Source organism: Gilliamella sp. App2-1, assembly GCF_001690255.1.
GTDB classification, from domain to species: Bacteria; Pseudomonadota; Gammaproteobacteria; order Enterobacterales; family Orbaceae; genus Gilliamella; species Gilliamella apicola_G.
Genome location: NZ_LZGR01000048.1, coordinates 1 through 14310, shown reverse-complemented (window position 1 = coordinate 14310; position 14310 = coordinate 1). Strand labels below are relative to the sequence as shown.

12 protein-coding genes are annotated in these 14310 nt (G+C 34.8%); all 12 read right to left on the bottom strand.

Annotated elements, in window-relative coordinates:
• Positions 1-603 (bottom strand): ATP-dependent Clp endopeptidase proteolytic subunit ClpP, encoded by a 603-nt coding sequence (gene clpP, locus A9G22_RS06395; protein ID WP_065585738.1) that lies wholly within the window; start codon positions 601-603, stop codon positions 1-3.
• 89 nt (positions 604-692) lie between these two features.
• Entirely contained in the window at positions 693-1997 is a 1305-nt protein-coding gene (tig, locus tag A9G22_RS06390) for a trigger factor (protein ID WP_065585737.1), read from the bottom strand.
• Between the two features lie 106 nt (positions 1998-2103).
• The gene (lpxD, locus tag A9G22_RS06385) at positions 2104-3132 is read right to left on the bottom strand and encodes a UDP-3-O-(3-hydroxymyristoyl)glucosamine N-acyltransferase (protein ID WP_065585736.1); all 1029 of its coding nucleotides are present in this window, start codon (positions 3130-3132) and stop codon (positions 2104-2106) included.
• Positions 3132-3620, bottom strand: a complete 489-nt coding sequence (locus A9G22_RS06380) for an OmpH family outer membrane protein (protein WP_065585735.1) — start codon at positions 3618-3620, stop codon at positions 3132-3134. The genes lpxD and A9G22_RS06380 overlap by 1 nt, the downstream gene beginning before the upstream one ends.
• 37 nt (positions 3621-3657) lie before the next feature.
• Entirely contained in the window at positions 3658-6081 is a 2424-nt protein-coding gene (gene bamA, locus A9G22_RS06375; RefSeq protein WP_065585734.1) for an outer membrane protein assembly factor BamA, read from the bottom strand.
• A gap of 25 nt (positions 6082-6106) precedes the next feature.
• Complete coding sequence (rseP, locus tag A9G22_RS06370; protein ID WP_176700242.1) at positions 6107-7426, bottom strand: RIP metalloprotease RseP; 1320 nt, start codon at positions 7424-7426, stop codon at positions 6107-6109.
• Positions 7427-7439: 13 nt separating this feature from the next.
• Positions 7440-8282: a phosphatidate cytidylyltransferase gene (locus tag A9G22_RS06365; RefSeq protein ID WP_065585732.1), complete on the bottom strand. Its 843-nt coding sequence runs from the start codon at positions 8280-8282 to the stop codon at positions 7440-7442.
• Positions 8276-9007 (bottom strand): isoprenyl transferase, encoded by a 732-nt coding sequence (locus A9G22_RS06360; protein WP_065585731.1) that lies wholly within the window; start codon positions 9005-9007, stop codon positions 8276-8278. Before A9G22_RS06360 ends, A9G22_RS06365 begins: the two co-directional genes overlap by 7 nt.
• A gap of 52 nt (positions 9008-9059) precedes the next feature.
• Positions 9060-9689 carry a cAMP-activated global transcriptional regulator CRP gene (crp, locus tag A9G22_RS06355; RefSeq protein ID WP_065585730.1) on the bottom strand — a complete coding sequence of 210 codons (630 nt, stop codon included), beginning with the start codon at positions 9687-9689 and terminating at the stop codon, positions 9060-9062.
• Between the two features lie 89 nt (positions 9690-9778).
• The gene (locus A9G22_RS06350; protein WP_065585729.1) at positions 9779-9985 is read right to left on the bottom strand and encodes a YheU family protein; all 207 of its coding nucleotides are present in this window, start codon (positions 9983-9985) and stop codon (positions 9779-9781) included.
• Positions 9986-10125: 140 nt separating this feature from the next.
• Positions 10126-11160: a hypothetical protein gene (locus A9G22_RS06345; RefSeq protein ID WP_075508537.1), complete on the bottom strand. Its 1035-nt coding sequence runs from the start codon at positions 11158-11160 to the stop codon at positions 10126-10128.
• 137 nt (positions 11161-11297) lie between these two features.
• A complete protein-coding gene (locus A9G22_RS06340; protein ID WP_065585727.1) occupies positions 11298-13976 on the bottom strand; it encodes an inverse autotransporter beta domain-containing protein in 2679 nt (892 codons plus the stop codon).
• Positions 13977-14310 lie beyond the last annotated feature (334 nt).

Below are 14310 nucleotides of genomic sequence, written 5' to 3'. Positions count from 1 at the left end.
TTAAGAGCGTTTACTATATATGGCATCAACTAGGCCATATTCAACAGCCTTATCGGCAGACATGAAATTATCACGATCAGTATCTTTTTCAATCACACTAATATCTTGGCCTGTGTGCATTGCTAAAATATTATTTAAGCGATTTTTTACCTGTAAAATTTCTTGCGCATGTATTTGAATATCTGAAGCTTGTCCTTGAAAACCACCTAATGGTTGATGGATCATTACGCGAGCATTAGGTAGACAATAGCGTTTACCTTTAGTGCCAGCAGTTAAAAGTAATGATCCCATTGAACACGCCTGTCCTAAACAAATAGTACTGACATCTGGTTTTATAAATTGCATTGTGTCATAAATAGCCAAGCCAGCTGTAACAACACCGCCTGGCGAATTAATGTACAAATAGATATCTTTATCAGGATTTTCAGCTTCTAGAAATAACATTTGAGCGATAATAAGATTTGCCATATTATCTTCAACTTGCCCAGTCAAAAATATAACTCGCTCTTTTAACAATCGTGAGTAAATATCGTAAGCTCGCTCACCACGAGAGCTTTGCTCAACAACCATTGGAATCACACCCATATATGGTTCTAAAGGCATTTTTATCTCCTAATTAAACAAAATAGCCCAAACAGACGATCCTTATTTGGGCTTTGATGATTTTTAAATTAAATGAAAAAGCTAATAGATTAAGCAATTTGCTGGTTCATTAATTCAGAAAACGAATAATTCTTTTCTGTTACTTTTGCACTAGCTAATAATAGATCAACCACTTGATCTTCTAATGCTACAGCTCGAATATTTTCCATCGCTTTCTTATCTTTGCGATAATATTCTAAAACTTCTTTTGGATCTTCATATGCAGTTGCAATTTCATCAATTAATGCCTGAACACGCGCCTCATCCGCAGTTAGTTTATTACTTTCAATGATTTCACTAAATAATAAACCAGTAGCAACTCGTTTTTTGGCCTCAGCTTCAAATAGTTCTTTAGGTAGTTCCATACCTTGTTTTACATTACCGCCAAGACGAGATAACGCTTGTTGACGTAATACATCAACTTCACGATCAATTAATGCCACTGGTACATCAATTTCATTATTTTTAACTAAACCATCAATAGCTTGTACTTTGACTTTATTACGGATTGTTGCATTGAGCTCACGTGTCATGTTCTTACGAACTTCAGCTCGCAGGCTTTCAACACTACCATCAGCAATACCAAATCGTTTAATAACATCCTCTGTAAGTTCTGGTAATTCAAGTTCTTCTACTTTTTTAAGTGTTGCCGTAAATACAGCTGGTTTACCTTTTAAATTTTCAGCATGATAATCTTCTGGGAAAGTCACATTAATATCAAATTGATCACCTTTTTGATGACCAATAATTGCATCTTCAAAACCAGGAATCATACGACCTTGACCCAATACCAATGCAAAATCATTAGCCTTACCACCTTCGAATTCAACACCATCAACTTGACCAACAAAATCCAAAGTAACACGATATTGCTCTTTAGCTGCTTTTTTAACTTCTTTCCAAGCACCTTGTTGTTTGCGTAATGTTTCAATCATTGTTTCGATATCAGCATCTGCAACTTCCGCTACTGGTTTTTCAACTTCAATCTTATCTAAATTTTCAACTTTGATTTCTGGGTAAACTTCAAATTCAACAGTAAAAGTATAATCTTCACCTTTTTTATATTCTTGTGGTGGAGTATAAGTTGGGGCTCCAGCTGGATTTAGTTTTTCTTGAATAATTGCTTCAACAAAATTTCGTTGCATTAAGTCACTCAATGCATCTTGTAAAATAGAAGCTCCATAACGTTGTTCAACAATTTTTAAAGGCACTTTTCCCTTTCGGAAACCATCAATACGTACTTTTTTGGCTGTATTAATAAGTTCTTTATCAACCGCTTTTGTAATATCTTCAGCTTTAATTGTAATTGATAAACGTCGACCTAAACCTTGTGTTGTTTCTACCGAAACTTGCATCTTTATACCTCGAAATTATTGAATATTATCTGCCCATAATTATATAAAACGATAACTGAGCTAAAAAATTTAAAAAATAGGCATGCATTATACCGACCGTAATCGTCTACGTCGAGACATTTAACAGTTTCTTCTCAAGCGCTTTCAAGCGTTTATGCATTTCGTTAATATGTAAGACCAATGATGCCGTTTTTCGCCATGCTTTATTTTTTTGTAGTGGGATACCTGATGAATAAACACCCGGCTCAGTTATTGGACGCATCACCATTCCCATACCGGTTACTGTAACTTGATCACATATCTCCATATGCCCATTAATAACACTAGCACCACCAATTAAGCAATGACGTCCAATGGTTAGGCTTCCAGCCATAATAACACCACCCGCTACCGCTGTATGATCACCAATAATATCGTTATGCGCTATTTGGCATTGATTATCAATAATTACACCATTCCCTATAACAGTATCATCTAACGCACCTCGATCGATTGTTGTTGAGGCACCAATTTCAACATTATTACCAATAATAACACGACCTAATTGGGGAATTTTAATCCATTTCCCTTTATCATTTGCATAACCAAATCCATCTGCACCAATTACAGTGCTTGATTGAACTAAGCAATTTTCGCCTATAACGCAATTATGATAAACAGAAACATTAGCCCACAATTTTGTGCCTGCACCTATTGTTGTATTTTTACCAATAAAGCAACCAGCACCAATAATACAATTATCACCTAATACAACACCACTTTCGATAACTGCATTAGCTCCTATCGAAATATTGCTACCTAACTGAACAGTTGAATCAATGACTGCTGTTGGTGCAATATCTTTTGCTGGCGTTGGCGTAGTATCAAGGATTTGTGCTAATTTTGCGTATGCAAGATATGGATTTTTTACAATGAGCGCCGCGCCATTCCAATATTGAAGGCACTCTTCTGTCATTACGACAACAGAAGCTTTACATTCTAATAAATTATTTTGTAATTTTTTATCAGACAAAAATGTAATTTGACCTGATTTTGCACTTTTCATTGATGCTATGCCGGTGATAATCAAACCACCATCACCATATAACTTAGCATTAAGTTGCTTAGCTAGTTGCTCTAAACGGAAAGCAAACATTATTTTTTTACCTTTTCTAGCACTTTATCTGAAATATCAACAGCATCTGAAGATGATAATGTCGCTTCAGCCTTTAAGATAATATCGTATTTTTCTGTTGTAACAATATCTTTCACAGCTTCTTGAATTTTAGTTAATAATTTACCAGCTTCTTCAGTTTCACGTTTACGATAATCATCAGAAAATGCCTTAGCTTTATTTTCAAAATCAGAAATTATCTTATTTAATTTACTTTTTTCAGAAGAAGACAAGGTTAAACCATCTTTCTTTAGGCGAGCAGCTGCTTCACTTGCTCTCTTTTCTTCTGCCTGTAATGATTTAGCTCTTGCTTCAAATTCATTATCTAATGCTTTACCTACTGATTCACGTTGAGGCATACGTTGTAGTACTGACATAACATCAACCACACCAATTTTAACTTCAGCGTTTGCAAAACCTGCAAAGAGCAATGCAACACTGATACCAAGAATAGATATAATTTTTTTCACTTTAATCACCTATGTGTTTTTAATGTATAACATGGAATTACCATGTAGAGCCTATATTAAATTGGAACTGTTGTGATGAGTCACCGTCATATTTCTTAAATGGTTGAGCATAAGAAAAGACCAAAGGACCCAAGGGCGACATCCACTGTACAGCAAGCCCTGCTGACATTCTAATATCCGATGAAGAACTATAATCTGGAATATTATTCCCTTTTAAGTCCCATTTGGTATCCCATACAGTACCTGCATCAAAAAATAGTGAGGTTCTAATATTATCGGCATATTTTTCGCCAGCAAATGGAGTAGGAACAATCAATTCTGTACTAACAAAAGTTATAGCGTTACCCCCTACTGCATCTTTTGATTTTGTGCATCCAGATGTATTATCTAAGTTATCACAGACCCCACTTTTATTCAGATATACTGCTTTAGGACCCACAGTATTTGATTTAAAACCACGCAGCACTGACGCTCCACCAGCATAGAAGTTTTCGTAGAATGGCAACTCTTTACCTCCTAAACCTCCACCATAACCTAATCGAGCACGAGTTAAGAAGATCCAATTATGATCATTGTCAATTGGATAATAGTAAGACACATCTGAAACTAATTTATAGAATCGATTATCAAATACAGGCGCTGTGACTTTAGCACTAGCAGTCACTTTTAAGCCATCAGTTGGAAAGAATCCACGATCTAAAGAATTATATATCCAATAAGCATTTAATAATAAATCATTAGTATCGAAAGAAATAGAATTTCTATTTTTTACATTTTTGCCCATCGAATCAAAATAACGCCACATACCATACTGAGGTTGCATGTCAGATAACTTATGGTTAGCAAATTCGGAACCAAATCGAATAAAATTATTTTCACTAATTGGAAAACCTAAATTCGCTGATGCCCCCCACGTCTTACTGGAGTATTCTGACTCATCATCTTTATCGTCATTTTTATAGGTGTTATAGTAAATACTACCACCTAAACTCACACCATCAACGGTAAAATAAGGATTAACGATAGAAACAGACGCAGTTTTATCAGTATCTGTAGTATTAACGTCAAATGAGACGCTATTACCGGTACCTAACCAGTTATCTTGAGAAATACCAGCATTAAAGCTAAGACCACTATCAGAACCGATACCAACACCAAATTTGATACTACCTGTATTACGCTCAGCGACCTTATAAATAATATCAACTTGATCATCTACTCCTGACACTCGTTCGGTATTTACTTCAACAGTATCAAAAAAACCTAGACGATTTAAACGTTCTTTACCTAATTCGACTAATCCATTGCTTAACCAAGCGCCTTCCATTTGTCGAAATTCACGACGAATTACGCTTTCGCTGGTTACTGTATTGCCTACTATTTTAATATTGCGAACATAGAAACGCTCACCTACATCAACAAGAACAGCTAATTTCACAGTATGAGCTACATCATCCATTTCAGGTTGAATTGAAACTCTAGGGTAGGCATAACCAAAATTAGCAAGTAAACGCTTAACATTATCTTCAATTTCAGTAATTTTTTTACCATTATACAGCTCACCAACTGTTACTTTTTCATTAGCAATTTTGGCAATAGCCTCTTTGTGCCCAGCAAAATTACCTATAAATTCAAGTTGTGATAACTTATACTGTTCACCTTCATGAATATTAATTGTTACGTAAATGCCTTTTTTGTCTGGCGTTAAACTAACTTGCGTTGACTCAATATTAAAACGAGCATAACCTCGATTTAAATAAAAACTTTGCAACTCATCTAAATCCGAAGCCAATTTTTGTTTTTGATACTTACGATCACTAAGCATGTTCCACCAAGGCACTTCATCACGTAAAGTAAAACGAGAAATAAGCTCTTCTGATGAAAAAGCTTTAGCACCAACAATATTGATCTGATCAATTAATGCCGACTTACCCTCAGCAACAACTATTTTTAAATTAACTCGATTACGAGACAGAGGAGTTACAACCGCTTTAATTTGAGCGTTATATTTACCGACACTGTAATAAAAATCTTCTAAACCCTTTTCTATAGCTGAAAGCATAGTTCGATCCAATGCTTCGCCTTCACGAATACCAGAGCTATCCAGATTTTTCTTTAGCATGTCATCTTTAACAGATTTATTACCAGAAAAAGTTATGCTAGAAATAGTGGGGCGCTCTTGCACATGAACAATTAGCCTATCACCATCACGAGAGACGGTAATATTATCAAAGTTACCACTAGAATAAAGTGATTTGATGATTCGTCCTAAATCAGCTTCATTAACATAGTCACCAACTTGGATTGGCATTTCAAGTAGTGCAGCCCCAAGAGTAACACGCTGTAAACCTTCGAATTTGATATCTTTTACCACAAAATCTTCAACACAAAATGCATTGGAACTATAGACCGCTGTAGTGCTAAACAGCAAAGATGCTATAAGTAATTTATTTATTTTCATCGTAAATGTTTATAACCTCATCCCATTACAATCGTAAAATATCATTAAATAGTGCAGTTCCCATTATTATCATTAATAAAACAAAACCAATACGAAAAAGATGCTGTTGTGTTTTATCTGATAAGGCTTTTCCTCTTATCTTTTCAAATAATAAAATGACAAGGTGTCCGCCATCTAACATTGGCAATGGGACAAGATTGATAACTCCCAAACTTATACTAATAAAGGCTAGAAAATATAAGTAAGGAGTAAAACCATACCTTGCTGTTTGCCCTGCGCTTTTTGCTATTGTTATTGGTCCCGATAAATGTTTTATGCCAATAACACCTGACACTAACTGATAAAGCGAACGAACAGTTACTTGTGTAGTTAATGCTGTTTGTGCTATACCTTTACCAAATCCTTCTATAAACCCATATTGCTTAATTATTGCATTAGATGTGGGGTATAAACCTGCGACCCCTTCACCATTTTTTTGAATAGTTGGATTAAGGTTAAGATAAATATCATTATTTTCTCTTTTAACTTTTAATGTTATCGGAGCTGCTTTTTTAATTTCAGCAGAAAATTCATTCCAATTTGTGTAAGACTTATTATTATAACAGATGATTTCATCACCCACTTGTAATCCTGCTTTTTCAGCAGCCGATTGTGGTACGATTTTACTTACAATTGGATAAATTTCTTGTGCTTTAGGAACAAAACCAAAAGCAGTAATAGCTGATTCATTTTCTATATCAAAATGCCAATGATTAATATCAACAACTTTTTCAACTTTTTGTGGATTATTATTACCCGTTGAATCTAAATATGATAAAGATAGGTTATTTTTCCCCATAGCGGATATCAACGCTAAATTTACATCATTCCAACTTTCAATTTTGATATTGTTAATTGTTTTTAACTCTACATCCGCTGGAATATTTATCGTAGAAGCAGGTGTATTGGGAATGGTTTCTTGCACTTTTATGGGATAAATTACCACACCGTTCAAAAAGATAATCCAATAAATAATCATAGCCAATACAAAATTAGCACAAGGCCCAGCAAATATAATCAATGCCCTTTGCCAAATTTTTTTGCTACTGAAAGCAAACTTTTCATCATCAGTTGATAATTTTTGTGCCCCAGCATGTAGCATTTTAACATATCCTCCAAGTGGAATCATAGCAATTGCCAATTCTGTTCCATTTGAAAATTTATGTGACCACAATTTTTTACCAAAACCAATCGAAAAACATTCAACACGAACCTTACATAGAAGGGCAACAAAAAAATGTCCAGACTCATGTACAATGACTAATATACTTATAGTAATGATAAATAATAACAACGACCAAAGCAAAATCTATAGCCTTTTATAATAAATGAAAAGAGAATGCCATAAAAACAGGAACTGCAGCAGTTAAACTATCTACACGATCTAAAATACCACCATGCCCAGGAATCAGATGACCACTATCTTTAATACCTGCCTCTCGTTTGAACATGCTTTCTGTTAAATCGCCTAACACCGATGCCAATATAGCTAACAAAGAGCTAATTAAAAACATCGCAAAGGACATGTTAAAAAAATTGTAAAAATAGGTAATTATACTAATCCCAATTGCCACACTGACGCCACCAATAAAACCTTCTACTGTTTTACCCGGCGATACTTGAGGTGCCAGCTTATGTTTACCAAAAGCTCGTCCTGCAAAATAAGCACCTGAATCCGTTGCCCATACTAGCACAAAGACATAAAGTAACCAAATTGCACCAGTACAAGTATTTGCATTATAGTTAATAGCTCTTAATTCAATCATACTAACAAAAAATGGGACTAAAGTAAGAAAAGCAAATAACAACTTTACAACCATTGAATTAGACCAATAATGCTTGGTTTTAGGATAACTTAGCACCAAATATAATGCAACTAACCACCAGATAATCGATAGTGAAAATATAATAGTATATAATTTTGATCTTAACTCCATTGAAATTGGCATAAAGTAAAGCAAGCTAAATAAAACAGCAACAAAAACTGCAAACATCAATCGTGACGCAGTTCTAGTAATAAGTAAAAACTGAGCCCATTCCCACGCTATTAAACCGCCAATAATAATCATAATGCTGGCAAATATCGGTAGTGGTACCCAAAAAAATACAATAATTACAAGTGGAATAAGCACAATTGCAGTAAGTATACGATGGATTAACATGAATTTTCCTTATTATGAATTCCGCCAAATCGACGTTCTCTAGCATTAAATGCCTTGATTGCTTCATCAAATAAATTTTGGTTAAAATCGGGCCACAAGGTATCGGTAAAGTAAAGTTCAGAATAAGCAATTTGCCATAACAAAAAATTACTGATTCGATATTCACCACCAGTACGAATAACTAAATCAACCTCTGGAAATTCGCTCATACTCATGGTTGAACCAAAACGATCTTCTGTCACTTCATCTAAAGTGATTTCGCCCTTTGTAACTTGCATAGCCATTTTTTTTGCAGATTGCAAAATATCCCAACGGCCACCATAATTTGCGGCAATATTCAACACTAGTCCTGAATTATTTTTAGTTAAATTTTGTGCGTTGATAATCATATTTTGCAAATGCTCACTAAAACGCGAAATATCACCAATAATATTCAAGCGAACATTATTTTTATTCAAGTTTTTTATCTCTCTATTTAATGCATAAATAAAAAGAGAAATTAACGCCGAGACTTCATTCGGTGGGCGCTTCCAATTTTCACTACTAAAGGCATATAAAGTAAGAACTTTTACTTTTAACCTTGCCGCATAAGTAACAATTTTTCGTGCAACTTTTAAACCCGCACGGTGACCAATAGCACGTAATTGATTACGTTGCTGAGCCCAGCGACCATTACCATCCATAATTATAGCCACATGACTTGGAATACTTCTTTCTTGAGTCATGTAATATCTCGTATTGTATCAATCATTTTGTTAATAATATTATTTTGACCAATTAACGTGTACCATAAACTACGATAGTTTTACCATGAGCTGAAATCAAATGCTGGTCTTCAAGCATTTTTAAGATTCGACCAACTGTTTCACGTGAACATCCCACAATTTGACCGATTTCTTGACGCGTAATTTTGATTTGCATGCCATCGGGATGTGTCATTGCATCGGGTTGTTTAGCAAGGTTTAAAAGTGTTTGCGCAATACGCCCAGCAACATCTAAAAATGCTAAATTACTGACTTTTTCAGATGTTACTTGTAATCGGCTTGCCATTTGGCTTGCAAGATGCATTAAAATATCAGGATTAACTTGAACGAGTTGCTTAAATTTTTTGTATGAAATTTCAGCAACCTCACAACTTGTTTTAGCTTTAACCCAAGCACTTCGCTCGGTACCTTCTTCAAAAAGACCTAATTCACCTAAAAATTGATTTTGATTTAAATAAGACAAAATCATTTCATTACCTTCATCATCCTTAATCAATACTGCTACAGAACCTTTTAAAATATAATAGAGAGTTTCTGCTTTTTCGCCTTGATGTATAAGGGTACTCTTAGCTGGATATTTGTGAATATGGCAATGAGATAAAAACCATTCTAACGTTGTATCCGATTGCTGTTTACCAATCATTACTCCTACCTCTCCATTTAATTTACAACTATGACACTATAACAAAGTTACACAATAAATCATATACTAACAAACAACCATTATAACCATTATTTGGTTAGCTTAATATCAATTGTTTCATGTAATTGCGACCAAAAGATTGTTGCTGAACCATTTGCTAATTGAAGTTTAACATCATCAACCTTTTCTTGTAGAGATTTTTCTTGTAAACCGTAGTCAGTACCTTCACGTAATACAAAATATTCAATTAGGTTATTTAATGTTTGTGGATCAAGATTTTGCCAAGGAATAATCATAATTTATGACGATGAATTAAAAGTTGTTATTATTTTATAACAAAGCTTAAACAATATGAAGCTGAACCAGTCATGCTTCATATTTAATAAAAAAACCACTCCAGAGAGTGGTTTTACATTGCATATAACTAAATTTAAAATTAGTTAGTAATAACTTTAAGCTTATAGCCTTGTGCACCAGCTTTATAGGCTGATGAGTACAGAGCATTATGTTTAGCCGCACCATCTGATGAACCTAGAGTAATAACACTGTTGGTTGCTTCACCATTTGTTACACCCTGAGTGATCTCTTCAACATCAGCATCTACGCCTTCATAACTTCCAGCTAGATGCCATGCAAAAGTATAATTTGTTGTTATCTCTGTTTCACCTGAATCTAATGCATTATTTTGGTCAGCATCATCCCATGCGATAGCCGCGAAAGTCTCGCCATACACTGGAGCTGGAGCGCCCGCATTAGCATAGTTTACTGACTTATCTGGTACACCATTTACAACCTTGAAGATACCAACTGTTTCAACACCAGACGCAACTGGACCGTAACCATTATCAACAGTAGTATCGCCAGGACCATGAAGCTCTGTAGTTGAACCTGGATCAGCAGGACCAGTACTTTCTGGAGCATTAGGGTCTGCTGGTTCTTCAACCATTGGACTAGAGTTTTGCGCCCAAATATCGTTTACTTGTAACCATTTACCAGCATAAGGAAGACCAAAGTCAGTTCTTTCTAAAAGTTTAAAACCAATTTTTTGTGCGCCTCTGAATTGATTATCTAATTTAAAAGATATTTGACCATTTTCATCATTATTGGTTGCAACTAAGTCGCTAAGATTTGCGATCTCAGTCCAAGGATCATTTACATCTCTTTTTATATAAACTTTTAATGTGTCTTTGATTTTGCCCGTGTCAAGATCGCCATCTTTATCGTCTACATTAAATTTAATAACCACATAGTCATTTACTTTAGCTGCACGATTACCGATTAAGTTATTACCTTCCGCATCTGTAGCTACTCGAACAGCCACAGTATGGTCAGCTGCACCGGCTGCAGATTTCAATACTGGTGCATTACCATTGATAGCTGCAGTAGTTGCATCTAATGCAAATGCACTACTTGCTGCATAACCAGCTAAAAATAAGCCTAATGCTACTTTTTTTATTGTTAAATTTTTCATGTTTAACTTCCTATTTTATTTATAAATTAACACGTTATATTTATATAAATACAACACTTCTGTTGATGTCCACTATCATAGACTACCGAAAGTATTCGTTAGTCTAGAACCTATTACAATGATATTTTTACTATCTATTAGTTAATAACTACTTGTAGTTTAAATCCTTGATCGCCTGCACATGCTGGTGGCAATGCACTTATTTGGCTTAGATCTAAATGCGCTGGGGCACCTGCAACACCCGCAATACTTGTACCCGATGATGCATAACTATTTGTTTTCAAACTTCTTATTTTGTAGCGAGCATCAACACCCATCGCAACGTTAAACCATGGACCATTAGCATCTGATGATGCATCAGGCAATTTAGCCGTTGCCGCCTGTCCAGGACAAGCCTCTTCATTTGAGCCTACCAATGACCAGATGATGAAAGGATTCACAATTTCTGCTCCATCAGTAGTATATGCCTTAACATAATACTCATTATCGACTTTCCATTCTTGTGGACCTGAAGAATCAAATACAAGCGAATTACCTACTTGTTTAGCAACTAACGTGCCATCAGCTCTATAAACTTTTACTGCTCCAGCTTTACCACCGGAAAAATTTATCGTTGCTTTGTTAAATGATGGTCCAAATTGATCAATTTCGACAGAAAAATCAACGACACCATTAATGTTTGAGGCAACATCTAAAATATAACTATCACCGATTACTTCAAAACCTGCAGCAGTAGATGCCTTATTAGACACTTTTTGTCCCATCTTAACTTTTTCAAAAGACTTAACAATGACACAAGGCTGTTGAGCTGGGCAATCATTCACATTACCGGAAGTACCATCAATCAATACTAATTTTTTACCATTACTGGTTGCTGTCCAACCTTTTAATACTGACTCAAAAGTATCGGGTATACGATTCATCAGATCTTCATCACTAAAGCCCTCAACATCTTGCATTGACGTAATCGAGCCATTTTGTACCTTAGGTTTTACCAAAGTAGCCAATACTGTCATTGAACTTACACCATCGGCTATATTCTCCGCCATGGTTGTTTTATTTCCATTTTTGTCTACTGCCCATACACCAATCTTACGCATAATAGGATTTGGTAAAACTTCAAAAAGAACGGCATTAGATGTCGCTGTTTTACCTCTGCCATCCGTTACCGTTAACGATAAAGAATATTTACCATTGGAACTTGCTGGGTGGCGCTGACCATTTTGGTCAACATAGCTAGGCGCAACAATTTGCCAGTTATTTGTATCGACTGGTGGATTAAGCCACGATGAAGCAGTACATACCCCTGTTGCCGCACATAAGAAACCACCACCAGCATCAATTTCTAACATATCACCAGACCATGCTATGCTTGATAAATTTTTAGCATTATGGACACTAATACTTAACGGATAAGATTGTCCTTCGATTAACTGAGTTTGTTCAAGCCCTAAATCGACAGACATTTTCTTTTCTTTATATTCAAGTACGATATAGTTATTACGATCAACTAAATCATAACGGCTACCTTTTAAAGAACGAGCAGATTGAACCATATCTGGATCCAGCTGGTCCTTTAATGGGGTTCCTATGCGATAGTTCATCGTTAATTCAGCTTTAGTTGCCTTTTTGTTATCTTGACCTCGTTTATGATCGGCCTTCACAGTAAACAGAGGAACAGGAGTATAATCAAGACCAACAGTAATTGCTCTTGGATCTTTTTGTAAATTATCTTTTCCAAATAGGGCAACTTTATCACCATAGTATTGTTCGTACATAAGTGATCCACCTAAATGCGGATATTGCGGTAAATAGCCTTGGAATCGAATATCAAAACCTTTTGCTGCGCGTTCCAAGTAATCATCAAAATCTTTAGATTCTTTCCAATCAGATAAAGGATGATAATAGTTTGCAGCGAATTTCATGTAATCAGTCCATGCTTCGGCACCAATACCTAAACGATTGTGATCACGTTGAAAATCATGGTCAAAAAACACGTTATAGCCGAGTAACCATTTTTTATCGGCCACATCCCAACGTTGACCAATACCAATGTTACCTATTCGACGATTATGTTCATATTCTTGAAACGACATTTGGCTAAATATTAATGTATTCTCTGTATCATACCATGGGCTAAATAACTTTAGGTTAACGTTATTAAATTCCCCTTTATTACTCAAATCAAATTGTAATTGAGCAGTACCAAAACGACCTAAAAAGTCTTGCACAGCGCTGCGAACAGGATCAACAACTTGGTTTTTGACACTATTACGCAAATAATTCTCTGTATAATCTTTACCTCTATTTTTTAAATGTCCAGATAGACCACCATTTTCTGACGATGTTATTTGTTTCCAGTCTTGACTAGCTAAGGTTTGTAATGTTGAAGCAACTTGAGTTGAAAGAGCTTCTTTATCTTTTTTTACATCGTATTTATCATCTGAACCCAATTTAGGTAAATTGGAATAGTTATCTTTTTCATCATCTTTTAATTTAATTGCAGGCAATAATGGTGAATTTTCAGGCAGAACTATACGCTCACCAACCTCAACTACATCTCTTTTATCAAAGTGCCCTGCATTCATGGCGCGTAATTCTAAAATAGAGATACTGCTTAAAAGTGCAATTTGATAAAGACTGCGCTGTTGATTATTTATCATCTCGCGAGCTTTCGAGCCATCTTTTAATTCAATTACCTTATTACTATCAACAGAACCTTGCGATACCTGAGCATTAACCGCAAAAGCAGATTGCCATCCTAATGTGGCAATTACAAATGCAGAGATAACTGTTAAATTAAGATTCTTTTTCATCTTAATATTCCTTATATTTCAGTTAGGAAGCGTATAACATAAAACTTACAGCTAATATTAATTTAGTTTATTAAATATCAACCTGAGCAATTATTAATTTTTATAGTATATATATTTTTATATTACTGCTTATCTTTATAATTTAAATTTCTTTACAATGTTTTCTTTTACTTTGCCAATTTTATTACAAAAAAGTCATTTAGCAAAATTATTTATTACTTTTTTTGATTTTTTTTTGTAAATTTGATATTTGTCATTATTACTCAACTGGTTAATTTGTTAATTTTTGTTAATTTTTGTTAATTGTAATTTATTTATTATGATAAGTTTAATT